This is a genomic window from Actinoplanes flavus, assembly GCF_017592555.1.
Classification (GTDB): domain Bacteria; phylum Actinomycetota; class Actinomycetes; order Mycobacteriales; family Micromonosporaceae; genus Actinoplanes; species Actinoplanes flavus.
Window position 1 is genome coordinate 195,081 of sequence record NZ_JAGFNS010000003.1, and the last position, 23,053, is coordinate 218,133.

25 protein-coding genes are annotated in these 23,053 nt (G+C 70.3%); 7 read left to right on the forward strand and 18 right to left on the reverse strand.

Features of this window, described 5'->3' with window-relative positions; translation table 11 throughout:
- Nucleotides 1-107 precede the first annotated feature (107 nt).
- From J5X75_RS06200 to J5X75_RS06235, 8 genes are all read right to left on the reverse strand, one after another.
- Entirely contained in the window at nucleotides 108-494 is a 387-nt protein-coding gene (locus J5X75_RS06200; protein WP_208466499.1) for a metal-sulfur cluster assembly factor, read from the reverse strand.
- Between the two features lie 251 nt (nucleotides 495-745).
- Complete coding sequence (sufU, locus tag J5X75_RS06205) at nucleotides 746-1,201, reverse strand: Fe-S cluster assembly sulfur transfer protein SufU (RefSeq protein ID WP_208466315.1); 456 nt, start codon at nucleotides 1,199-1,201, stop codon at nucleotides 746-748.
- Nucleotides 1,201-2,430: a cysteine desulfurase gene (locus J5X75_RS06210; RefSeq protein ID WP_208466316.1), complete on the reverse strand. Its 1,230-nt coding sequence runs from the start codon at nucleotides 2,428-2,430 to the stop codon at nucleotides 1,201-1,203. Before J5X75_RS06210 ends, sufU begins: the two co-directional genes overlap by 1 nt.
- Before the next feature lie 11 nt (nucleotides 2,431-2,441).
- Nucleotides 2,442-3,200, reverse strand: coding sequence for a Fe-S cluster assembly ATPase SufC (gene sufC, locus J5X75_RS06215; RefSeq protein WP_208466317.1), 759 nt, complete (start codon nucleotides 3,198-3,200; stop codon nucleotides 2,442-2,444).
- Nucleotides 3,197-3,529 (reverse strand): Rieske (2Fe-2S) protein, encoded by a 333-nt coding sequence (locus tag J5X75_RS06220; RefSeq protein WP_208466318.1) that lies wholly within the window; start codon nucleotides 3,527-3,529, stop codon nucleotides 3,197-3,199. Before J5X75_RS06220 ends, sufC begins: the two co-directional genes overlap by 4 nt.
- Entirely contained in the window at nucleotides 3,529-4,656 is a 1,128-nt protein-coding gene (gene sufD, locus J5X75_RS06225; RefSeq protein ID WP_208466319.1) for a Fe-S cluster assembly protein SufD, read from the reverse strand. The genes J5X75_RS06220 and sufD overlap by 1 nt, the downstream gene beginning before the upstream one ends.
- Nucleotides 4,657-4,702: 46 nt before the next feature.
- A complete protein-coding gene (gene sufB / locus J5X75_RS06230) occupies nucleotides 4,703-6,124 on the reverse strand; it encodes a Fe-S cluster assembly protein SufB (RefSeq protein WP_208466320.1) in 1,422 nt (473 codons plus the stop codon).
- A complete protein-coding gene (locus J5X75_RS06235; RefSeq protein ID WP_372450849.1) occupies nucleotides 6,121-6,876 on the reverse strand; it encodes a helix-turn-helix transcriptional regulator in 756 nt (251 codons plus the stop codon). The genes sufB and J5X75_RS06235 overlap by 4 nt, the downstream gene beginning before the upstream one ends.
- 87 nt (nucleotides 6,877-6,963) lie before the next feature.
- On the opposite strand from J5X75_RS06235, the gene J5X75_RS06240 reads away from it, so the two are divergent.
- Complete coding sequence (locus J5X75_RS06240) at nucleotides 6,964-7,950, forward strand: COX15/CtaA family protein (RefSeq protein WP_208466322.1); 987 nt, start codon at nucleotides 6,964-6,966, stop codon at nucleotides 7,948-7,950.
- 87 nt (nucleotides 7,951-8,037) lie between these two features.
- Here the strand turns inward: J5X75_RS06240 and J5X75_RS06245 are convergent, their stop codons facing one another.
- From J5X75_RS06245 to J5X75_RS06255, 3 genes are all read right to left on the reverse strand, one after another.
- Nucleotides 8,038-8,919, reverse strand: a complete 882-nt coding sequence (locus tag J5X75_RS06245) for a DcsG N-terminal domain-containing protein (RefSeq protein ID WP_208466323.1) — start codon at nucleotides 8,917-8,919, stop codon at nucleotides 8,038-8,040.
- Nucleotides 8,916-9,209, reverse strand: a complete 294-nt coding sequence (locus tag J5X75_RS06250) for a hypothetical protein (RefSeq protein ID WP_183217587.1) — start codon at nucleotides 9,207-9,209, stop codon at nucleotides 8,916-8,918. Before J5X75_RS06250 ends, J5X75_RS06245 begins: the two co-directional genes overlap by 4 nt.
- A gap of 198 nt (nucleotides 9,210-9,407) precedes the next feature.
- Complete coding sequence (locus tag J5X75_RS06255) at nucleotides 9,408-10,367, reverse strand: heme o synthase (protein ID WP_208466324.1); 960 nt, start codon at nucleotides 10,365-10,367, stop codon at nucleotides 9,408-9,410.
- A 187-nt stretch (nucleotides 10,368-10,554) separates the two neighbouring features.
- On the opposite strand from J5X75_RS06255, the gene tkt reads away from it, so the two are divergent.
- From tkt to pgl, 5 genes are all read left to right on the forward strand, one after another.
- On the forward strand, nucleotides 10,555-12,741 hold the full coding sequence (gene tkt, locus J5X75_RS06260) for a transketolase (RefSeq protein ID WP_208466325.1): 2,187 nt from the start codon (nucleotides 10,555-10,557) through the stop codon (nucleotides 12,739-12,741).
- A gap of 40 nt (nucleotides 12,742-12,781) precedes the next feature.
- A complete protein-coding gene (gene tal, locus J5X75_RS06265) occupies nucleotides 12,782-13,918 on the forward strand; it encodes a transaldolase (protein WP_208466326.1) in 1,137 nt (378 codons plus the stop codon).
- A gap of 78 nt (nucleotides 13,919-13,996) precedes the next feature.
- On the forward strand, nucleotides 13,997-15,514 hold the full coding sequence (zwf, locus tag J5X75_RS06270; protein ID WP_208466327.1) for a glucose-6-phosphate dehydrogenase: 1,518 nt from the start codon (nucleotides 13,997-13,999) through the stop codon (nucleotides 15,512-15,514).
- Entirely contained in the window at nucleotides 15,511-16,494 is a 984-nt protein-coding gene (locus J5X75_RS06275; protein WP_208466328.1) for a glucose-6-phosphate dehydrogenase assembly protein OpcA, read from the forward strand. Before zwf ends, J5X75_RS06275 begins: the two co-directional genes overlap by 4 nt.
- Before the next feature lie 62 nt (nucleotides 16,495-16,556).
- Entirely contained in the window at nucleotides 16,557-17,303 is a 747-nt protein-coding gene (gene pgl, locus J5X75_RS06280) for a 6-phosphogluconolactonase (RefSeq protein ID WP_208466329.1), read from the forward strand.
- Nucleotides 17,304-17,488: 185 nt separating this feature from the next.
- On the opposite strand, the gene J5X75_RS06285 is transcribed toward pgl, so the two are convergent.
- From J5X75_RS06285 to J5X75_RS06295, 3 genes are read right to left on the reverse strand one after another with little or no spacing between them, the layout of a single operon-like run.
- Nucleotides 17,489-17,932: a hypothetical protein gene (locus tag J5X75_RS06285; RefSeq protein ID WP_208466330.1), complete on the reverse strand. Its 444-nt coding sequence runs from the start codon at nucleotides 17,930-17,932 to the stop codon at nucleotides 17,489-17,491.
- The gene (locus J5X75_RS06290; RefSeq protein WP_307797951.1) at nucleotides 17,929-18,504 is read right to left on the reverse strand and encodes an RNA polymerase sigma factor; all 576 of its coding nucleotides are present in this window, start codon (nucleotides 18,502-18,504) and stop codon (nucleotides 17,929-17,931) included. Before J5X75_RS06290 ends, J5X75_RS06285 begins: the two co-directional genes overlap by 4 nt.
- Nucleotides 18,505-18,551: 47 nt before the next feature.
- Nucleotides 18,552-19,034, reverse strand: coding sequence for a hypothetical protein (locus J5X75_RS06295; RefSeq protein WP_208466331.1), 483 nt, complete (start codon nucleotides 19,032-19,034; stop codon nucleotides 18,552-18,554).
- A gap of 115 nt (nucleotides 19,035-19,149) precedes the next feature.
- Here J5X75_RS06295 and J5X75_RS06300 point away from each other — a divergent pair, with 115 nt between their 5' ends.
- Nucleotides 19,150-19,746: a GNAT family N-acetyltransferase gene (locus J5X75_RS06300; protein ID WP_208466501.1), complete on the forward strand. Its 597-nt coding sequence runs from the start codon at nucleotides 19,150-19,152 to the stop codon at nucleotides 19,744-19,746.
- 491 nt (nucleotides 19,747-20,237) lie between these two features.
- Here J5X75_RS06300 and J5X75_RS06305 read toward each other — a convergent pair whose 3' ends face one another.
- From J5X75_RS06305 to J5X75_RS06320, 4 genes are all read right to left on the reverse strand, one after another.
- Nucleotides 20,238-20,579, reverse strand: a complete 342-nt coding sequence (locus tag J5X75_RS06305) for an RNA polymerase-binding protein RbpA (protein ID WP_208466332.1) — start codon at nucleotides 20,577-20,579, stop codon at nucleotides 20,238-20,240.
- 138 nt (nucleotides 20,580-20,717) lie between these two features.
- Nucleotides 20,718-20,972 (reverse strand): preprotein translocase subunit SecG, encoded by a 255-nt coding sequence (gene secG / locus J5X75_RS06310; protein ID WP_183217566.1) that lies wholly within the window; start codon nucleotides 20,970-20,972, stop codon nucleotides 20,718-20,720.
- 92 nt (nucleotides 20,973-21,064) lie between these two features.
- Nucleotides 21,065-21,850, reverse strand: coding sequence for a triose-phosphate isomerase (tpiA, locus tag J5X75_RS06315; protein WP_208466333.1), 786 nt, complete (start codon nucleotides 21,848-21,850; stop codon nucleotides 21,065-21,067).
- Nucleotides 21,850-23,052 (reverse strand): phosphoglycerate kinase, encoded by a 1,203-nt coding sequence (locus J5X75_RS06320; RefSeq protein WP_208466502.1) that lies wholly within the window; start codon nucleotides 23,050-23,052, stop codon nucleotides 21,850-21,852. The genes tpiA and J5X75_RS06320 overlap by 1 nt, the downstream gene beginning before the upstream one ends.
- Nucleotide 23,053 lies beyond the last annotated feature (1 nt).

A 23,053-nucleotide genomic window follows, 5' to 3' on the forward strand; every position in this document is an offset into this window, starting at 1 on the left:
AAACCCCCCACACCAACCACCCCGCCCGCCGAGCCGGCCGAGCGTGGACACGCTGCGACAGCGAAGGGCGGCACGCCATCAGCGTGCCGCCCTTCGCCGGAGATCTTTCAGACGTTGAAGCCGAGCGCCCGAAGCTGGTCGCGGCCGTCGTCGGTGATCTTGTCGGGGCCCCACGGCGGGAGCCACACCCAGTTGATGCGGAAGTCGTTGACGAGGCCGCCACCGGGGCCGGAGAGCAGCGCCTGCCGGGTCTGGTCCTCGATGACGTCGGTCAGCGGGCAGGCCGCCGAGGTGAGTGTCATGTCGATGGTGACCACGTTGTCGTCGTCGACGTGGGTGCCGTAGACCAGGCCCAGGTCGACGACGTTGATGCCGAGCTCGGGGTCGACGACGTCCTTCATCGCCTCCTCGACGTCGGCGATCGACGCCTTCTTCACCGCGGCGCCACCGGCTGCCGGGGCGGAGGCGACGGCGTCGGCCGGTGCGGCGTCCACGGCGGCGTCAGCGGCGGACGGCGCGTCCGCGCTGAGAGCCGCGTCGGGCGAGGCCGAGACGCTGACGCCCGGGACCTCGACCGGTTCGCCGGCGTCGGCGGCCGCGGCCCGCTCGGTGGCCAGCCACTCCGGCACCTCTTCGCCCGCGCCGGGAGCCGCCCCGGAAGCCGGGGCGGAGGCGATGGTCCGGGCCACGTCGGCCTCCGGAGCGGATACCCCGTCCGAAGCCGGAGCCGTGTCGGTCTTGTCTGTCATGCCTTCACCTCCGGGCTCACGCCCACCTCCACGCCGGCCCGCGCGGCCGCGTCCTTGAACGCCATCCAGGGCAGCAGCGCGCATTTCACCCGGGCCGGGAACTTGGCCACCCCGGCGAAGGCGATGCCGTCGCCGAGGATCTCCTCGTCGGCCTCGACCTGGCCGCGGCTCTGCATCAGTTCGACGAAGGCGTGGTGGATCTCCGAGGCCGCGGCGGCGTCCTTGCCCTGCACCAGCTCGTGCAGCACCGACGCCGAAGCCTGACTAATGGAACATCCAACACCATCGTACGAAATTTCGTTCAAATCGTGGGATACGCGTACGGTGATCTCATCGCCACACGTCGGGTTGACGTGGTGCGCCTCCCCGTCGTAAGGATCCCGCAGGCCACGCCCGTGCGGGTTCTTGTAGTGGTCGAGGATGATCTCCTGGTAGAGACCGTCGAGCATCATCAGCCGAACACCTTCCGGACCTGGTCGAGGCCGCGCGCCAGAGCGTCGATCTCCGCCGTGGTCGTGTAGAGGTAGAACGAGGCCCGGGTCATCGCCGGGACGCTGAACCGGGAGCAGACCGGCCGGGCGCAGTGATGCCCGACCCGCACCTCGACGCCCAGAGCGTCCAGGATCTGTCCCACATCGTGCGGGTGTACCCCGTCCACACCGAACGACACCGTGCCGCCCCGGCCCTCGACCGTCTCCGGACCGAAGATCCGGACGCCGGGAACCGAGGTGAGCGCGTCCAGCGCGTACCGGGTGATGTCCTGTTCGTGCTGGTGGATCGCCTCCATGCCGAGCCCGGTCAGATAGTCGACGGCCGCGCCGAGGCCGATGGCCTCGGTGATCGGCGGCGTGCCGGCCTCGAACCGTGCCGGAGGCGCGGCGAAGGTGGTCCCGCCCATCGTGACCGTCTCGATCATCGAGCCGCCGGCCAGGAACGGCGGCATCTGCGCGAGCAGGTCGAGCCGGCCCCAGAGCACGCCGATGCCGGTCGGGCCGAGCATCTTGTGGCCGGTGAAGGCGATCAGGTCGGCGCCCAGCGACGAGACGTCGAGTGGCAGGTGCGGCACGGACTGGGAGCAGTCCAGCATGAGCAGCGCGCCGACATCACGGGCCCGGGAAGCGATCCGCGAGACGTCGTTGATCGTGCCGAGCACGTTGGACATGTGCACCAGAGAAACGATCTTGGTCCGTTCCGACACGAGATCGTCAAGGGAGGACTCGTCCAGCCGGCCGGAGTCGGTGATGCCGAACCAGCGCAGGGTCGCGCCGGTCCGCTCGCAGAGCAGCTGCCACGGCACCAGGTTCGAGTGGTGCTCCATCTCGGAGATCACCACCTCGTCGCCGGGCCCGAGCCGCAGCATCTGGCCCAGCGAGTGCGCCACCAGGTTGATCGCCTCGGTGGAGTTCTTGGTGAAGACCACCTCGTCCGGGCTCGCCGCGCCGATGAAGTTGGCGATGCGAGCCCGGGCACCCTCGTACGCCTCGGTCGACTCGGTGCCGAGCGTGTGCACGGAGCGGGACACGTTGCCGTTGTACCGCTCCTGGTGCGCACGCATGACGTCGAGCACCTGAACCGGCTTCTGCGAGGTGTTGGCGCTGTCCAGGTAGACCAGCGGGTGGCCGTTGACCTCCCGCTCGAAGATCGGAAAGTCCTTACGGACCCGCTCGACGTCGAAGCTCATCAGTTAACCCCTCAGGCCCTGACCTTGTACTTGTCGTAACCCTCGGCCTCGAGCCGCTCGCCGAGCTCCGGGCCACCCTCTTCGACGATCTTTCCGCCGACGAAGACGTGCACGAAGTCCGGCTTGATGTAGCGGAGGATCCGGGTGTAGTGGGTGATCAGCAGGAAGCCGGTCTGCCCGGTGGCGCGAACGCGGTTGACGCCCTCGGAGACGATCCGCAGCGCGTCGATGTCGAGGCCGGAGTCGGTCTCGTCGAGGATCGCGACCTTGGGCTTGAGCAGCTCGAGCTGCATGATCTCGTGGCGCTTCTTCTCACCGCCGGAGAAGCCCTCGTTCACGTTGCGCTGGGCGAAGGACGGGTCCATCTCCAGCTTCTCCATGGCGCCGCGCAGCTCGCCGGCCCACGTGCGCAGCTTGGGCGCCTCGCCGTCGATCGCGGTCTTGGCGGTGCGCAGGAAGTTCGCCACCGAGACGCCGGGCACCTCGACCGGGTACTGCATGGCCAGGAAGAGGCCGGCCCGGGCGCGCTCGTCGACGCTCAGCTCCAGCACGTCCACGCCGTCGAGGGTCACCGAACCGCCGGTGATCTCGTACTTCGGGTGGCCGGCGATCGAGTAGGCGAGGGTCGACTTGCCGGAGCCGTTGGGACCCATGATGGCGTGGGTCTCGCCGGCCTTCACGGTCAGGTCGACGCCGTTCAGGATCGGCTTCAGCTCGCCATCCGGCAGCTTCACCGAAACCTGCAGGTCGCGGATCTCCAGGGTGCTCACGGCTCTACTCCATTGCTTGATGTCGTCGAAACGTAGATGTCGCCGTCGCGGATCTCGACGGGGTAGACCGCCACCGGGTCGATGGCGGGCGGTCCGGAGGGTTCACCGGTACGCAGGTCGAACCGGGAGCCGTGCAGCCAGCACTCCAGCGTGCACCCGTCCACCTCGCCCTCGGAGAGGGCCACCGAGGCATGGCTGCACTCGTCGCGGACCGCGTAGAAGGTGTCGTCGTCGGCGTGGACGAGCGCGATCTCGACCCCGTCGACCTCCACCTGGAGGGCGGTGCCCTTCGCGACGTCCGACACCGGACCGACGTACTCGAAAGTCACTACCGGCCTGCCTCGGCAAGGCGTGCCTCGATGGCGTCGCCGAGCCGCTCGCGCAGCTCCTCGACCGGGATCTTGTTGATCAGCTCGGCGAAGAAGCCGCGGACCACCAGCTTCCGGGCCTCCCCTTCGGGGATGCCGCGGGCCATCAGATAGAACAACTGCTCGTCATCGAAGCGGCCGGTCGCGCTCGCGTGCCCGGCGCCGGCGATCTCGCCGGTCTCGATCTCCAGATTGGGTACGGAGTCCGCGCGCGCCCCGTCGGTGAGGAGCAGGTTCCGGTTGATCTCGTAGGTGTCGGTGCCGGTCGCCGCGGCCCGGATCAGCACGTCGCCGACCCAGACGGTGTGCGCCGACGAGCCCTGGAGCGCCCCGCGGTAGCCCACGTAGCTGCGGCAGTCCGGAACCGCGTGGTCGACCAGCTGCCGGTGCTCGTGGTGCTGACCGGAGTCGGCGAAGTAGAGGCCCCACAGCTCGGCGTCGCCGCCGCGGCCCGAGTACTCCACGCTGGTGAACTGCCGGACCAGGTCGCCGCCCAGGGTGACCTGGACGTGCTGGACCCGGGCGTCGGAGCCGACCCGGAACTTGACGTGCTGGGCCTGGACCGCGTCCCGGTCCCACTCGGCCAGGGTCACGAAGGTCAGCTGGGCGCTGTCGCCCACCAGGACCTCGATGTTGTCGGCCAGCGTGACCGAACCGGTCTGCTCCAGGACGATCGTCGCCTTGGCGAAGTTGCCGACCTTGACGAAGGTGCGGGCCGCCGCGGCGTCGCCGCCCTTGCCGACCAGCCGGATCACGACGGCCTCGGCGGGCTCGGCCTCGGCGGCCACCTCGATCAGGGTGACGCCGGCGGCCGACCCGTACGCGAGAGCGCTGACCCGGTCGAACGGCGTGAGCACCGACGGCACGTCGTCCGCCTCGGACACCGTCACGCCGGCGGGCAGGTCACCGAACTCGACGGAGGGAGCCGCCCCGCTCAGCTTGCTCGCGGTGACCAGGTCACGCAGCCGCTTGAGCGGGGTGAAACGCCACTCCTCCTCCAGGCCGTTGAGGGCCGGGAAGTCGGCGACGTCGAAGGAGCGCAGCACCTGCGACTTGGTGCTCGGCGGGGCGATGGCCTCGGTAGTCATTTCGTCCTTTATGTCCGCTTCGTTAGGGGTGGGAGAGCCGGCCGGGTCAGCCGACCGCCCCCTCCATCTGGAGCTCGATGAGGCGGTTCAGCTCCAGCGCGTACTCCATCGGGAGCTCCTTGGCGATCGGCTCGATGAAGCCGCGCACGATCATCGCCATCGCCTCGTCCTCGGTCAGGCCCCGGCTCATCAGGTAGAAGAGCTGGTCCTCGCTGACCTTGGAGACGGTCGCCTCGTGGCCCATGTTGACGTCGTCCTCGCGGATGTCGACGTACGGGTACGTGTCCGACCGGGAGATCGTGTCGACCAGCAGCGCGTCGCACTTGACCGTGCTCTTGGAGTGCGACGACCCCTCCAGCACCTGCACGAGACCCCGGTACGACGTGCGGCCGCCCCCACGCGCGATCGACTTGGAGACGATCGTCGAGGACGTGTACGGAGCGGCGTGCACCATCTTGGCGCCGGAGTCCTGGTGCTGGCCCTCACCGGCCATGGCGATCGAGAGCACCTCGCCCTTGGCGTGCGGGCCGGTCATGTAGACGGCCGGGTACTTCATCGTCACCTTGGAGCCGATGTTGCCGTCGATCCACTCCATGGTCGCGCCCTCCTCGCAGGTGGCGCGCTTGGTGACCAGGTTGTAGACGTTGTTCGACCAGTTCTGGATGGTCGTGTAGCGCACCCGGGCGTTCTTCTTCACGACGATCTCGACGACCGCGGAGTGCAGCGAGTCGGACGAGTAGATCGGCGCGGTGCAGCCCTCGACGTAGTGCACGTACGAGCCCTCGTCGGCGATGATCAGGGTCCGCTCGAACTGGCCCATGTTCTCCGTGTTGATCCGGAAGTAGGCCTGGAGCGGGATCTCCACGTGCACGCCCTTCGGCACGTAGATGAAGGAGCCGCCGGACCAGGTCGCGGTGTTCAGCGCGGCGAACTTGTTGTCGCCGACCGGGATCACCGTGCCGAAGTACTCCTTGAAGATGTCCTCGTGCTCCTTGAGGGCGGTGTCGGTGTCGAGGAAGACGACACCCTGCTCCTCCAGGTCCTCACGGATCTTGTGGTAGACGACCTCGGACTCGTACTGAGCGGCGACGCCGGCCACGAGGCGCTGCTTCTCCGCCTCCGGGATGCCGAGCTTGTCGTACGTCGCCTTGATGTCCTCGGGCAGGTCCTCCCAGGAGGCGGCCTGCTTCTCGGTGGAGCGGACGAAGTACTTGATGTTCTGGAAGTCGATGCCGGTCAGGTCGGCGCCCCAGTGCGGCATCGGCTTGCGGTCGAACAGCCGCAGGCCCTTGAGCCGGAGGTTCAGCATCCACTCCGGCTCGTTCTTCAGTGCGGAGATGTTGCGCACCACCGCCTCGGACAGGCCGCGCTGCGCGGAGGCGCCGGCGATGTCGGCGTCCGCCCAGCCGTACTCGTAGCGACCCAGAGCGGCGAGGTGCTCTTCCTGGGTGGCGATCTGGTCAGTCATGTATCTGTCCTAACCGTGTTTTCGGCGGAGTGCGGTAGCGGGTGCGCGTGGCGGGTGGGGATGTGCGTGGTGCACACCCCGTCGCCGTGCGCGATGGTGGCGAGGCGCTGCACGTGGGTGCCGATGAGCCGTGAGATGACTTCGGTCTCGGCGTCGCACAGCTGAGGAAACTCGGCGGCCACGTGAGCCACCGGGCAGGAATGCTGGCACAGCTGCCCACCGGACGCGATCGTGGTCGCGTTGGCAGCGTAGCCCTCGGCGGTCAGCACCTCGGCGAGTGCCTCGGCGCGGGCGATCGGATCGCCGTCCGCCGATCGCAGCGCCGCCTGGCAGCGCTCCTCGAGCGCCGCGACCTGGGCCGCCGCGAAGGCGGAGACGGCCTCCGGCCCGTGGTGCTGGGCGATCCAGCGCAGGGCCGCGGAGGCGATGCCGTCGTAGTGGTGCGGGTTCAGCTCCTCGCGGGCGGCCGCGGTGAGGGCGAACGCCTTCGCCGGGCGGCCGCGGCCACGCGGACGGTTGCTGCGGACCTCCCGGGTCTCCACCAGGTGGTCGGCGAGCATCGCGTCGAGGTGCTTGCGGATGGCCGCGGGGCTCAGGCCCAGGACGGCGCCCAGCTCGGCCGCGGTGGCCGCGCCGCGCTTCAGCAGGAGCTGCGCGACCCGGTCACGGGTGCGCCCGTCCGTCGCGCCGGCCTGCGCCGGTGCGCCGATCTGGAGCAGCACCTCGTTTTTCACTACGGCAACGTTACGTATTTCCCCGCGGGCCTGCAAACCAGGGGTCGGTGATCCACCCCACCAGCATGCGGAGCTGGGAAAACCAAGATCCACGGCAAGCGTACGATGCGCGGGGTGAAGTCCTCCAAGGTGCGCCCGGCGTCCGCTTTCCTGGCCTCCCGCCCGGTCCGATGGTGCGGATCGTCGCTGCGCGGGCTGGCGTTCGCGTCGCTGGTGGCCAACATCGGGATCATCGTCACCGGCGCGGCCGTCCGGCTCACCAAGTCCGGCCTCGGCTGCCCCACCTGGCCCCGGTGCACCGACGAGTCCTACACGACGACGCCCGAGATGGGCGTCAACGGCGTCATCGAATTCGGCAACCGGCTGCTGACCTTCGTCCTGATCGCGATCGCGGTGGCCTGCTTCCTGGGCGCGCTGGCCCGGGGCCGGCGCTCGCTGATCAGGCTGTCGGTCGCGGTGGCGCTCGGCATCCCCGGCCAGGGTGTGATCGGCGGCATCACGGTGCTCACCAACCTCAACCCGTGGGTGGTCGGCCTGCACTTCGTCCTGTCGATCGCGCTGGTCACCGGGGCGTTCGCCCTGTGGCGGCGGGTCGGCGAGGGCGACGGCGAGCCGGTTCCGCTGGTCCCGGCCCCGTTGCGGCAGCTCGCCCGGGTGCTGGCCGCGGCCGGTTTCGCGGTGATCGCGGCCGGCGTGGTGGTGACCGGCAGCGGCCCGCACTCCGGCGACCACGGCGCCAAGCGCAACGGCCTGGACCCGGAACAGATCTCCCAGGTGCACGCCGACCTGGTCTTCCTGCTGATCGGCCTGACCGTGGCGATGTGGTTCGCGCTGCGCGCGGTGGACGCTCCGGCGGCCGCGGTGCGCGCCGTCGCGGTGCTGTTCTGGGTGGAGATGGGCCAGGGGCTGATCGGCTTCGTGCAGTACTTCACGCACCTGCCGGTGGCGCTGGTCGCCGCGCACATGCTGGGTTCCGCCCTGGTGTGGACGGCGACGCTGGCGGTGGTGTGGTCGCTGCGGGCCCGGCCGGTCACCCCGGTCCCGGCCGAGCCGTCGCCGTCGACCGCGAGCGAGCCGGTCCCGGCCGCCTGACAGCGCGGCTCACGCCGTACCGGAAATGGTCGTCGAAAGAGAAAGGCCGCCCCGGAGGGCGGCCTTTCGTGATGAGCGCGAGTGGCGTCAGAGACGGGCGATGATCGCGTCGGCGAGCCGCTCAGCGGAACCGGGCGCGGTCGACAGGAAGAGCGACGGCTCGGTGAGCTCCAGCTCGACCAGCATCGGCGCCCCGTCCGGGCCGGGAATCAGGTCGACGCGGGCGTAGAGCAGCCGCTTGGACCCGCCCGGGACGACCGCGAGCACCCGCTCGGCGACCTCCAGCTCGGCCGGTGACGGCTGCCGCGGGCTGATCTCCTCGGAGTAGGGATCGACGGGCGCGCCGTTCGGCCCGGTGAGCATCGGGCCCTTCCGGATGCCGTGGCTGTAGGTCAGCTCGCCGGTCTCGTCCGGCGTGCACAGCACCGCGGTCTCGCCGGCCGTGTCCACCGCCGACAGGTACGGCTGGATCATCGCGGTCCGCCCGGCCGTGGTCAGCCGCTCGACATGTGCCGTGGCGAGATCGGCCTGACCGGGCAGGGTGTAGCGGGCGGTGTCCTGGCTGCCGGCGCTGACCGTCGGCTTGACCACCCACTGCCCCTCGGCCGGCGCGGTCCAGCTCTCGCCGGGCGCGACGAACGTGGTCGGGATGATCGGGATGCCGGCCGCCTCGAGCTCGCTCAGGTAGCGCTTGTCGGTGTTCCACGCGACGATGTCGGCCGGGTTGGCCAGATGCGGGACGGAGGCGGCCCAGGCGACGAACCGGTCGTGGCGGGCCACGTAGTCCCACGGCGAGCGGAGCACCACCAGGTCGTAGGCGGCCCAGTCGGCCACCGGGTCGTCCCAGCAGACCGCGTCGACCGCCACCCCGCGCTGACGCAGCGCGTCACGCAGGGGGTGGTCGTCGTCCCAGAGGTCGGGCATGGCCGCCGAGGTGACCAGCGCGACCCGGAAGTCGCGGATCGTCAACGGGCCATGCTCCGGCGGGACATCGAACGCCAGAGGTCGTTGCTGGGCCGCATCTGCTCCAGGAGCTCGCGCTCCCACTCGTTCTCCACCTGGACGCCGGCGTGGTCGCAGGCCTCCCGGGCGACGCCGGTGTCCGGGGCGAACTGGTCGGACCACTCACCGTCCTCGCCGACGAGGACGATGCGGGCGCCGCGCTTACCGACATACTCGATCACCGCCTTGGCGCCGCCGTGACCGGCGGCAAAGGACTTGATCTCGGAGGTCAGCGTCATTACGGAACCTTCTGCCATGCTGCGCAGCCTAAGCAGTCGGCAACCCCGCAGGGGGCACTCCAAGCCGCTTTTGTGACTCCAATTACCTGCGGGTTTCAAGAACCAGCGCATTGTTATGAGCCGATTACGCCCTAATTGTGGCCGGGCCGGGAATCCGCCCTACGAGTGACGGACAGTGACTGACACTGGCGACAATCCGGGCATCCTGTGCGACGGTCAGATCAGAGCGTCAACCGCGACGGCCATGAAGACCACCGTGAGGTACGTGATGGACAGATGGAACAGGCGCATCGGCTTCATCGCCGCGCCGGCCCGGGTCTGCCGCACCAGCCGGACCGCCTCGGCGAGGAACACCCCGCCCATCACGATCGCGGTGACCCCGTAGATCGGGCCCAGCCCGAGCGGCCAGGCGGCGAGCGAGGCGGCCACGGTGAGGACGGTGTAGACGAGGATCTCGAGGTTCACCCGTTCCATCGACCGGACCACCGGCAGCATCGGGATTCCGGCCCGCGCATAGTCGTCCTTGTACTTCACCGCGAGCGCATAGAAATGCGGCATCTGCCAAAAGAAGACAACCGCAAAAAGCGCCCATGCCATCGCCGGGATGGTGCCGGTCACCGCCGCCCAGCCGATCACCACGGGGGCCGCGCCGCACACGCCACCCCAGAACGTGTTCGCCGGGGTGCGCCGCTTCAGCCAGAGCGTGTAGACGACGTCGTAGTAGAAGATCGAGAACGCGGTCAGCGCGGTGGCCAACCAGTTGGTGAGAAGCCCCATCAGCGCGACCGAGATCACAGCGAGGGTGAGGCCGAAGATCAGCACGGCCCGCGGCGTCATCTGGTGGTTGGGCAGCGGGCGCCGCTTGGTGCGCCGCATCAGCTCGTCGATGTCGCGGTCGATGTAGCAGTTCAGCGCGCTCGCGGCGCCGCCCGCCAGACCGCCGCCGACCAGCACGGCGGCGAAGGTGACCGGGTCGGGCCACCCCCCGGCGGCCAGCATCATGGTCGGCACGGTGGTGACCAGGAGCAGCTCGACGATCTGCGGCTTGGTCAGGGCGAGGTACGCCCGGAACACCGCCATCCAGCTCCGCCGGGCCCCGGGGCGGGGCGTGCGCGCCGGGCGCTCCGCCGCGCCGGGCGTCCGTCCGCGGACAGGACGCTCGGTGATCATGCTCACGGACAGCCACCTTCCGGCTTCGGCTCAAATTCGCGGCCGTTGACCGGGTGACGACCCGGCGGCCAGCCCGGACAGCCTACGCGCAGCCGTCTCCGCTGCTCGGGGCACCCGGTACGGGTGCATGCGGTCACACCCGTTGAACCGGCATGTCCGCTCACAGCGTATGTGCCTAGGGCGTTCGCTGCGCATGCGTTTAGCCCGACTGGATAGGGTCAACTCGAAAACGGTTCCATTATTTTGCCCGAGGAGCACAACCGACGTGGCTGCCACAGATCCCGTTCTCAACTGGTCCGACCTCGACCGCAAGGCGGTGGACACCGCCCGGGTGCTGGCCATGGACGCTGTGGAGATGGCCGGCAACGGCCACCCCGGCACGGCCATGAGCCTGGCCCCGGCCGCCTACCTGCTGTTCAACCGTGTCATGCGACACGACCCGACGGACCCGGAGTGGGCGGGCCGCGACCGCTTCGTGCTCTCCTGCGGTCACTCCAGCCTCACCCTTTACGTCCAGCTCTTCCTCAGTGGTTACAGCCTGGCGCTCGACGACCTGAAGGCGCTGCGCCAGTGGGACTCACTCACCCCCGGTCACCCTGAGTACGGGCACACCCCCGGCGTCGAGGTCACCACCGGCCCGCTCGGCCAGGGCATCGGCAACGCGGTCGGGATGGCCATGTCGGCCCGCCGCCAGCGCGGCCTGCTCGACCCGGACACCGCCGCCGGTGAGTCGCTGTTCGACCACTTCGTCTACTCGATCGCCTCCGACGGCGACATCGAGGAGGGCGTCAGCCACGAGTCGAGCGCCATCGCGTCGGTGCAGAAGCTCGGCAACCTCGTGGTCATCTACGACGACAACGAGATCTCCATCGAGGACGACACCCGGATCGCCAAGAACGAGGACGTCGGCGCCCGCTACGAGGCGTACGGCTGGCACGTCCAGACGGTGAACTGGCGCGGCTCGGACCCGTACACCGAGGACGTCGAGGAGCTCTGGAACGCGATCCAGGCCGCCAAGGCGGTGACCGACAAGCCGTCGTTCATCGTCCTGAAGACGATCATCGGCTACCCCGCGCCGAAGAAGCGGAACACCGGCAAGATCCACGGCTCCGCCCTGGGCGCCGCCGAGATCACCGCCACCAAGGAGCTGCTGGGCTTCGCCGACCGGCCGTTCGCGATCGACGACGAGGTCGTCAAGCACACGCAGCAGGCCGTCGAGCGTGGCCGGGCCGCCCACGCCGAGTGGCAGAAGGCGTTCGACGCCTGGGCCGCCGGCAACGCCGAGGGCAAGGCGCTCTTCGACCGGCTCGCCACCCGGACCCTGCCGGTCGGCTGGCACAAGGCGCTGCCCGAGTTCCCGGCGGACGCCAAGGGCCTGGCCACCCGTGCCGCGTCCGGCAAGATCCTGGAGGCGCTCGCCCCGGTGCTGCCCGAGCTGTGGGGTGGCTCCGCCGACCTGGCGGAGAGCAACAACACCACCATGAAGGGCGAGCCGTCGTTCATCCCGGCGGAGTACGCGACCAAGGAGTTCCCGGGCCACGAGTACGGCCGGACGCTGCACTTCGGCATCCGCGAGCACGGCATGGGCTCGATCCTCAACGGCATCGCGGTGCACGGCGGCACCCGCCCGTACGGTGGCACCTTCCTGGTCTTCAGTGACTACATGCGCGGCGCCGTCCGGCTCTCCGCGCTGATGAAGCTGCCGGTCATCTTCGTCTGGACGCACGACTCGATCGGCATCGGCGAGGACGGCCCGACCCACCAGCCGATCGAGACGCTGACCGCGCTGCGCGCCATCGTCGGCCTCGACGTGGTCCGCCCGGCCGACGCCAACGAGACCGCCTACGCGTGGCGGGGCGCCCTGGAGCACACCGACCGGCCGACCGCGCTCGCGCTGACCCGGCAGAACGTGCCCACCATCGACCGTTCGAAGTACGCGTCGGCCGAGGGCACCCTCAAGGGCGGCTACATCCTCGCCGAGGCGTCCTCCGGCCACCCCGAGGTGATCCTGATCGCCAGTGGCTCCGAGGTGGCGATCGCGCTGACCGCCCGGGAGCGCCTGGAGGCCCAGGGCACCCCGACCCGGGTCGTCTCGATGCCCTGCCAGGAGTGGTTCTTCAAGCAGGACCTCTCCTACCAGCACCACGTGCTGCCGCACGGTGTCCGGGCCCGGGTCTCGGTCGAGGCCGGCATCCGGATGAGCTGGGACCGCATCATCGGCGACGCCGGCGAGGCCGTCAGCATCGAGCACTACGGGGCGAGCGCTCCGGCTCCGGTGCTCTTCGAGCAGTTCGGGTTCACCGCTGACAACGTCGTCGCGAAGGCCCACGCCTCCCTCGCCAAGGTCGGCAAGATCCTCGGCGAGACGACCGGCAACTGAGCTTCTACCACCTGCGACCTTCATTCAGGAGTTGAGGGAAATGACCGACAGACTTGCCGAGCTGTCCGCGCAGGGCGTGGCGGTGTGGCTCGACGACCTCTCCCGCGTGCGTCTGACCAGCGGCTCGCTGGACCGGATGCGCACCGAGCAGCACGTGGTCGGCGTGACCACGAACCCGAGCATCTTCCAGAAGGCGCTCTCCGACGCGCACGCGTACGACGAGCAGCTGCGTGACCTGGCGCTCCAGGGCGTGACGGTCGAGGAGGCGGTCCGCCTGATGACCGCCAAGGACGTGCGCTGGGCGAGCGACGTGATGCGCCCGGCGTACGACACCTCGAACGGCGTCGACGGCCGGGTGTCCATCGAGGTCGACCCGCGCAAGGCGCACGAGACCGCGTCCACCGTCGCCGAGGCGAAGACGCTGTGGTGGCTGGTCGACCGGCCCAACCTGTTCATCAAGATCCCGGCGACGCTGGCCGGCCTGCCCGCCATCACCGAGGTGCTGGCGGCGGGCATCAGCGTCAACGTCACGCTGATCTTCTCGGTCGAGCGGTACCGCGCGGTCATGGAGGCGTTCCTGGCCGGCCTGGAGCAGGCGAAGGCGAACGGCCACGACCTGTCCAAGATCGGGTCGGTCGCCTCGTTCTTCGTCTCGCGCGTGGACACCGAGGTGGACAAGCGCCTCGACAAGATCGGTTCGGACGCGGCGAAGGCGCTCAAGGGCAAGGCGGCCATCGCCAACGCCCGGCTGGCGTACGAGGCGTACACCGAGGTCTTCGGCACCGACCGCTGGAAGGCGCTGGCCGCCGCCGGCGCCCACCCGCAGCGCCCGCTCTGGGCGTCGACCGGCACGAAAAACCCGGAGTTCCTCGACACCATCTACGTCGAGGAGCTGATCGCGTTCGGCACGGTGAACACCATGCCGGAGCCGGTGATCTTCGCGTACGAGGACCACGGCACCACCCGCGGCGACACCGTGACCGGCAACGTCGCGGACGCCCACCGGGTCTTCAGCGACCTCACGGCGGCCGGCATCGACTTCGCCGACGTGTTCAAGGTCCTCGAGGACGAGGGCGTCGAGAAGTTCGAGGCGAGCTGGAACGAGCTGCTGGAGGGCGTCGCCAAGTCGCTCAAGGCGGCCGCCTCCGGCGCGAAGAACCCCAGCGACGCGGCCTGACGTTCAACGTTCGCGGCCTGTCGCGGGGTCTCCCGCGACAGGCCGCTCCGCCTTCGATGAAACTGGCAGGATGAGAACGTGGGTAATCCGCTGCGCACCGCACAGGACCGAAGGCTCCCACGGATCCCGGAGCCCTGCGCTCTGGTGATCTTCGGGGTCACCGGCGACCTGTCCCGAAAGAAACTCATCCCGGCCGTGTACGACCTGGCCAACCGTGGTCTGCTTCCCCCCGGCTTCGTGGTGGTGGGCTTCGCCCGCGCCGACTGGGGTGACGGCAGCTTCGAGTCGCTCGCCCACGCCGCCGCCAAGAAGGGCGCCCGGACCCCGTGGCGCGACGACGTCTGGCAGCGCCTCTCCGAGCGATTCCACTTCATTCCCGGCTCGTTCGACGACGACGAGGCCTTCGACCATCTCGCGAGCACACTGGACGAGCTGAAGGAGCGCAACGGCATCGCCGGCAACGCGGCCTTCTACTTCTCCATCCCGCCGGCCGCCTTCCCGCTGGTGCTCAACCAGCTCAACCGCACCGGCATGGCCGACCCGTCGAAGTCCGGCGGCTGGCGCCGGGTGGTCGTGGAGAAGCCGTTCGGCCACGACTACCAGAGCGCCGTGCAGCTCAACGAGCTCGTCGACGACGTGTTCATCCCGGAGGACGTCTTCCGGATCGACCACTACCTCGGCAAGGAGACGGTCCAGAACATCCTGGCCCTGCGCTTCGCGAACAGCCTGTTCGAGCCGGTGTGGAATTCGAAGTACGTCGACAGCGTGCAGATCACCATGGCCGAGGACGTCGGCATCGGCACCCGGGCCGCCTTCTACGACGCCTCCGGCGCCGCCCGCGACGTGCTGCAGAACCATCTGCTGCAACTGCTCGCCCTGGTCGGCATGGAGGAGCCGACGAGCTTCGACCCCCAGGAGGTACGGGCGGAGAAGCTCAAGGTCCTCCGGGCGATCAGTCTGCCGGCCGACATCAACACCGGCTCCGTCCGCGGGCAGTACCTTCCCGGCTGGGTCGCCGGCGAACGCGCCGTGGGTTATCTGGAGGAGCCGAACATCCCGGCCGACTCCACCACCGAGACGTACGCGGCGGTCCGCCTCGGCATCCAGAACCGGCGCTGGGCGGGTGTCCCGTTCTACGTCCGCGTCGGCAAGCGCATGCCGCGCCGGGTCACCGAGATCGCCATCATGTTCAAGAAGGCGCCGCACCTGCCCTTCGACCCGGCCGACGTGGAGATGCTGGGCCACAACCAGCTGGTCATCCGGGTGCAGCCGGACGAGGGCGTGGTCCTGAAGTTCGGGTCCAAGGTGCCGGGCACGTCGATGGAGGTCCGCGACATCGCGATGGACTTCCAGTACGGCGAGGCGTTCACCGAGTCCAGCCCGGAGGCGTACGAGCGCCTGGTCCTGGACGTGCTGATCGGCGACCGGACGCTGTTCCCGGACGCCGCCGAGATCGAGCAGTCCTGGCGGGTCATCGACCCCCTGGAGGCCGCCTGGGCGGGCACGAAACCGGAGCCGTACCGGGCCGGTGAGTGGGGTCCCCGGGCTTCCGACGAGATGCTGGCGCGCGAGGGCCGCACCTGGAGGCGGGCATGATCGGTTTGTGGGACACCACCGGCAACGAGGTCGTCAAGGCCCTGGCCGCGGAGCGCCGCAGCGCCGGTGGCGTGGCCTCCGGCCTGGCGCTGACCCTGGTCTCGGTGGTCGAGGAGAAGAAGGTCCGGGAGGCCGAGGCGGCGGCCACCATCGCCGCCGCCGCGCACCCCTGCCGGCTGCTCATCGTGGTCCGCTCGGACGTGGAGGGCCGCAGCCGCCTGGACGCGGAGATCGTCGTGGGCGGGCGTCTCGGCCCGGCCGAGGCGGTCGTCATGCGGATGTACGGGCGTCTCGCGCTGCACGCCGAGTCGGTCGTCATGCCGCTGCTCGCCCCGGACGTCCCGGTGGTCACCTGGTGGCACGAGGAGCCGCCGAACATGATCGCCAACGACTTCCTGGGCGTGGTCGCCGACCGCCGGATCACCGACAGCGCGCAGTCGCCCGACCCGGTGGCCGCGCTGCGGCAGCGGGCCGCCGACTACGCGCCCGGCGACACCGACCTCACCTGGACCCGGATCACGCTGTGGCGGACCCTGGTGGCCGGTGCCTTCGACAGCACCGAGGCCCGGGTCACCGGCGCGAAGATCGTGGCGCCGGACCGCGACCCCACCGCCTGGCTGATGCTCGGCTGGCTGAAGTCCCGTCTCGGCATCGAGCCGGTGCTGGAGCACACCGACCGGGCGCCCCGGATGTACTCGGTGGAGTTGCAGTGCGAGAACGGCGACTGCGTCCGGGTCACCCGTGAGGAGGGCACGGCGCTGTTCAGCCGTACCGGCCAGGAGGACCGCTACATGCCGCTGCCGAAGCGGCCCGTCGGTGACGAGCTGGCCGAGGAACTGCGGCGGCTGGACGCCGACCAGATCTACGCGGACGCGCTCGGCGCGATGGCCGGCATGTCCGGGCTGGAGCACCGCAACCCGAACCGGGTGCACGTCTGGAAGGATCCGGCGCTGGCCGCGATCGCCGGCTCCACCGCCTGATTTCAGCATCGAGGCCGCCCACCGCACCGCGGCGGGCGGCCTCTTCACAAGGAGAGACGCAATTGAGTGAGACCGTGGTCGTGGTGGTTCCGGACGCCGACATCCTGGCGTCCACGGTGGCGGCACGTCTCGCCATCAAGATCATCGACGCGCAGGCGGTGCACGGATCCGCGAGCGTGGTGCTGACCGGCGGCCGGGTCGCGGCCAAGGTGCTGCGCGCGGTCCGCGAACTGCCGGCCTCCGCCGCCATCGACTGGTCCCGGGTCGACCTGTGGTGGGGCGACGAGCGCTACCTGCCGTCCGGCGACCCGGACCGCAACGAGACCCAGGCGCGCGACGCCCTGCTGGACAAGCTGCCGCTGGATCCGGCCCGGGTGCACGCCATGCCCGCCTCCGACGGCCCGGACGGCGCCGACGCGGTCGCCGCCGCGGCCCGCTACGCGTCCGAACTGGCCGCCGCCGCGGAACCGGGCGCCGCACTCCCCCGGTTCGACGTGCTGATGCTCGGCGTCGGCGAGGACGGGCACGTGGCGTCGCTCTTCCCGGACCACCCGGTGCTCCAGCAGACCGGCGTCACGGCCGCCACCTTCGACAGCCCGAAACCGCCGCCGGTCCGGGTCACCCTCACCCTGCCCACCATCCAGAGCGCCGACGAGGTGTGGCTGATCGCGGCCGGGCCCGACAAGGCCGCCCCGATCGGCACCGTCCTCTCCGGCGGTCATCTGCCGGCGGCGAGCGCGTCCGGCGTACAGAAGACGCTCTGGCTGCTGGACCAGGCAGCGGCGGCGAACGTGCCCACCCGGGCCTGACTCCCACCCGGCGACGACGGTCCCGGGCGCGTGACGCGCCCGGGACCGTCGCTGTCAGCCTTCGCCCTTACCGCCGTCAGCCTTCCTCTCCATCGCTCTCAGCCTTCGGCTCCGGCGCTCCCGCCTTCGACTCCGGCGCTCTCGGGCTCCCATCCCGGCGCCGTCAGCTTTCGTCCCCGGTGCTGTCAGCCTGGAGTCGCCTGCGGCTTGGCGGTGACCTGCCTCGTCCCCGTCGCCGCCGGTGCGGAGGTCTCCGGACCGGTTTCCGGCGCCGACGGCGTGGAGCCGGCCGCCTTGCTCGGCGTCGCCGGGGCCGACGTGGGTGGCGACGGCGACGGATCGGCGAACGACGGCGCGGGCGACGCGGCCGGGGCGGGCGGCGACGTGCCGGGCCCGGGATCGGCGGGAAGGACCGGCGTCGGCTCGGGCGAGCCGGTGAGCAGCGTGAACCCCAGCACCACCCCGGCGGCCGCCGTCGCGACCGCGATCGCCGCCCACCATCGGCGCCGCACCGGCGTACGGGCCGTGGCCACCGTCGGCGGCGGCTCGAACCGCAGCCGTTCCGCGGTGATCTGCCCGGCCCGGGCCGTCAGCGCGCTCCGCAACCTGCGCTCCACCTCGTCGGTCACCGCTCCCCCAGTCGCTCGCGCAGGATCGACAGCGCCCGGTGCGCCGTCGACTTGACCGTGCCGCGGGAGACCCGCAGCGTGTCGGCGATCTCCCCCTCGGTGAGCTCCGACCAGTAGCGCAGCACCAGCACCTGCCGCTGCCGAACGGTGAGGCCGCGCAGCGCCCGCAGCATCTCGCGGTCGCTCTCCCCGAGCAGCGCCTCGTCCTCCGCGGCCGGGATCGCCTCCGGCGGCGGAGCGGCATAGGCGCGGGCGGTGCGGCGGCGGCGCAAGGCCGAGCGCGCCGCGTTGGTCACCCCGGTCACGAGGTACGCGTTCGGGTCCGTCACCCCGCGCAGATCCGGCCCGTGCCGCCGGTAGAGCGCCGTGAACACGTCCTGCACGACGTCCTCCGCCGTCGGCAGGTCGTCGACCATCAGCACCGCCAGCCGGACCAGGCTGAGCCGCCGACTGTGGTACAGCTCGTTGATCGCCGGAGCCCCGCCCGGGTCGCCACGGCCGGCCGCGCGCACCTCGGCGGACAGGCCCCGCAGCCAGGCGAACAGGGCGGGAAAGGGCAGGACGGAGAGCACAGGCGAACCTCGGGGTCAGACGGCGGGAACGAACGGTACCCGCCGGGTCAGCGCGACCGCGACGGCGTGACGGCCGGCTTGCCCGGCGCCCGGGTGGCGGCCGGCTTCGAGGGCGCCGGAGTGGCGGCCGGCTTCGTCGGTGCCGGGGTGGCGGCCGGCTTCTCCGGTGCCGGGGTGGCGGCCGGTTTCGACGGCGTCTTCGTCGCGGTGGCCTTTCCGGACGGCACCGGCGTCGGCTCCTCGTAGCCGGTGACCGGCGCCGGGGACGCGGTCGGATCCTGGTAGCCGGTGAACGGGGCCGGGGACGCCGTCGGATCCTGGTAGCCGGTGGACGGGGAGGCTTCCGGCGTCGTCGCCTCGCCGCTGGGGCTCGGGACCGGCTCCGCGGTGGCGCCGGGCGCCGTGGCCGCCGGGGACGGCTTCGGGCTGGGCGCGGTGTCGTCGGCGAACGCGGCGGCCGACAGCCCGCCGATCCCCAGCACGGCCGCCGCGCCGAGGGTGAGGCTCAGGCCACGGGTCGAGAAACGCATCGGGACTCTCCTGATCATCGGTGCCTTGTCGCAGGAGTAGACGCGTGGCCCGGCGAAAGGTTGGCGCCGAGACTGTGATCGCCGCCACAGTCCTAGACTTTCCGGGGTGCAACCGATGATCCGCGCCTACCGGCCCAGCGACCTCGACGCGATCTACGACATCTGCGTGCGCACCGCCGCGTCCGGTGGTGACGCGCGCGGCAGGCACAGCTCCGACCGCCTGCTCGGCGACGTCTGGGCGGTCCCCTACGTGATCCGGGAGCCGGAGCACGCGCATGTGCTCGACGACGGGACCGGCACGGCGGTCGGCTACATCCTGGGCACGGCGGACACCCCGGCGTTCGTCGAGTGGTACCGCACCGAGTGGCTGCCCGCGACCGTCGACCGGTTCGCGCCCGACGACCCGCGCGACGCCGCCCTCCTCGCGGTGCACCGCGACCCGGACCGGATGCTACGGCCGGAGTTCACGCCCTATCCGGCGCATCTGCACATCGACCTGCTGCCGGAATGGCAGGGCCGCGGCATGGGCCGTGGGCTGATGTCGGCCTTCCTGGAGGGCCTGCGCGCGGCCGGGGTCCCTGGGGTGCATCTCGGCATGGCCGCGGAGAACCACGGCGCCTACGCCTTCTACCGCCGGCTGGGCTTCCAGGACCTGGCGATGGCCGATCCGGGCGCCCGGTTCGTGGCCCGCGACACGAGCCCGCTGGCCTGAGCGGACACATCGGCCCGGCGCAGAAGAGCCGGGCTGATGAGGCGCGCCGGCCCGAGGCAAACCACCGGCCTGATGGAAGCCACCGGCCCACGGAAGCCATCGGCCCACGGAAGCCATCGGCCCCACGGAAGCCATCGGCCCACGGAAGCCATCGGCCCCACGGAAGCCATCGGCCCGACGGAAGCCATCGGGCCCTCGGAAGCCACCGGCCTGATGGAAACGACCGGGCCCTCGGAAGCCACCGGCCTGATGGAAACGACCGGCCTCACGGAAGCCACCGGCCTGATGAAAGCCATCGGGCCCTCGGAAGCCACCGGCCTGATGGAAACGACCGGCCCCACGGAAGCCACCGGCTTAATGGAAACGACCGGCCCCACGGAAGCCACCGGTCCGACGGACACGACCGGCCCGATGGAAGCCACCGGCCCGAGGGAGATTATCGGCCCGATGAGAAGCGCACCGGCCGCCCCGCTCGGCCGGTGCGCTGTCGATCATTCGCCGCGCCGCTGGCGGACCTTGGCGAGCGCCTCGGCGAGAATCGCCGCGGCGTCCTCCTCGGAGCGCCGTTCCTTCACATATGCCAGATGCGATTTGTACGGCTCGGTGCGCGACCGCCCCGGCGGGTTGGAACTGTCGAGTCCCGCGGGCTGACCGCAGCGCGGACAGTCCCAGGTCTCGGGGATCGCGGCCTCGGCCGCGAACCAGATGATGCTGTCGTGTCCGGCCGAGCAGAAATAGGTCACCTGCCGGCGCGGAGCGGGTTCGGTGCGCTCGTCGGGTCGCATCGGGCTGGACCCGACACGGCTGCCGCGGATAGCGCTGCCACTGGACACGGACGTCACTCCTGTCTCGAGGGGCCTCGAAGGTCCGTCCGGCTCGCAGCGGAGAAGAGCAAACCGGACGGTGATGACAAAAAACCGCGCGGCCGGAGAAACCGGCCGCGCGGCAGATTCTACGACTACGAGCCGCCGTCAGGCAGCCAGCTCCAATTTGAGCCAGAAGCCCAGCCCGACGATGCAGGCGAACCAGATGATTCCCACCAGAACGGTGTACCGGTCCAGGTTCTTCTCGGCGACCGAGGAGCCCGCCAGACTGGAGCTGACGCCACCACCGAACATGCTGGACATGCCGCCGCCCTTGCCCCGGTGGAGAAGGATCAGCAGAGTCAGCAAGACACTGGTGATGATCAGCAACACGATCAACGTGTAAGCGAACGCGATCGGCATCGTCGGGTTCATTCCTCTCGAAGGGCACAGCAGCGGTCCCACAATAGCGGGTGCCCGGCCGATTCATACGGCCGGGCACGCGCTATTTACTCTCAGCGTGCGACGTGCTCCGGGAAACGCACGATGGAGGCGAACTCCTCGGCGTCCAGGCTCGCGCCGCCGACCAGCGCGCCGTCCACGTCGGGCTGCGCCATGATCTGGGCGATGTTCCCCGACTTGACCGAGCCGCCGTACTGGATACGGACGACGTCGGCCACCTCGGCGCCGAACTTCTCCACGAGCCGCGCCCGGATCGCGCCACAGACCTCCTGCGCGTCGTCCGGGGTCGCGGTCTTGCCGGTGCCGATCGCCCACACCGGCTCGTACGCGATCACGATCTGCTGGAGCTGCTCGGTCTTGAGCCCCTCCAGCCCGGCGTCGACCTGGGCGAGCACGTGCTCGACCTGGTTGCCGGCCTCGCGGATGTCGAGTCCCTCGCCGACGCAGAAGATCGGAACGAGACCGGCCGCGAAGGCCGCCTTGTTCTTCGCGTTGATCAGCTCGTCGCTCTCGTTGTGGTACTCGCGGCGCTCGGAGTGCCCGATCACCACGTACGAGCAGCCCAGCTTCGCGAGGAAGGCGCCGGCGATCTCACCGGTGTACGCCCCGCCGGCGTGCGGCGACACGTCCTGCGCGCCGTACTTGATCTTCAGCTTGCCGTCCGCGATCACCGACTCGACGGTGCGCAGGTCGGTGAACGGCGGCAGGACGACCGTCTCGACGGCCTCCAGCTGCTCGGCGGTCAGGCTCGCGGCCAGCTTCTGCACCAGGAGATTCGCCTCGAAGTGGTTGAGGTTCATCTTCCAGTTGCCGGCGATGATCGGCTTACGGGTCGTCATCACTTCTCCAGTGCGGCGACGCCCGGCAGCGTCTTGCCTTCGAGGTACTCCAGGGACGCGCCCCCGCCGGTGGAGATGTGGCCGAACGCGGACTCGTCCAGGCCGAGGGTGCGGACCGCCGCCGCCGAGTCACCGCCGCCGACGACCGAGAAGCCGTCGATCTTGGTGATCGCCTCCGCCACGCCACGGGTGCCCGCGGCGAACGGGGCCAGCTCGAAGACGCCCATCGGGCCGTTCCAGAACACGGTCTTGGCACCGGCGATCGCCGACGCGAAGAGTTCCGTGGACTGGGGGCCGATGTCGAGACCGAGCCGGTCCGCCGGGATCTCCGAGGCCTCGACGACGTCGTGAGCGGCGTCCGCCGAGAACTCGGTGGCGGCCACGACGTCGACGGGCAGGACGATCCGGCCGTCCGCCTGCGCGAGAAGGTCGGCACACACGGAGACCATCTCGTCCTCGAGCAGCGACTTGCCGACCTCGTGGCCCTGGGCCTTGAGGAAGGTGAAGCACATGCCGCCACCGACCAGGAGCTTGTCCACCTTGGGCAGCAGCGCCTGGATGACCGCCAGCTTGTCCGAGACCTTCGAGCCGCCGAGCACGACGACGTAGGGCTGCTCCGGGCTCTCCGACACCTTCTTGAGGACCTCGACCTCCTTGAGGACGAGACCGCCGGCGTAGTGCGGGAGGCGGGCCGCGACGTCGAACACCGAGGCGTGCTTGCGGTGCACCGCGCCGAACGCGTCGTCGACGTAGAAGTCGGCGAACGCGGCGAGCTGATCCGCGAAGGCGCCACGCTCGGCGTCGTCCTTCGAGGTCTCGCCGGCGTTGAAGCGCAGGTTCTCCAGCAGCAGGACCTGGCCGTCCTGGAGGGACTCCACCGTCTGGGCGGCCTCCGGGCCGACGGTGTCCTCCGCGAAGACCACCGACGAGCCGAGCAACTCGGCCAGGCGCGTGGCGACCGGACGGAGCGTGAACTTCGGGTCCGGCGCGCCCTTCGGGCGGCCCAGGTGCGACATCACGATGACGCGGGCCCCCGCGTCACGCAGGGCGATCAGCGTCGGCAGCACCGCGCGGGCGCGGCCGTCGTCGCTGATGACGCCCGGGTTTGCCTTGTCGAACGGGACGTTCAGGTCGGCGCGCACCAGGACGCGCCGACCCGAGACACCCTCGCCGAGCAGGTCGTCGAGAGTCTTCATGATCAGA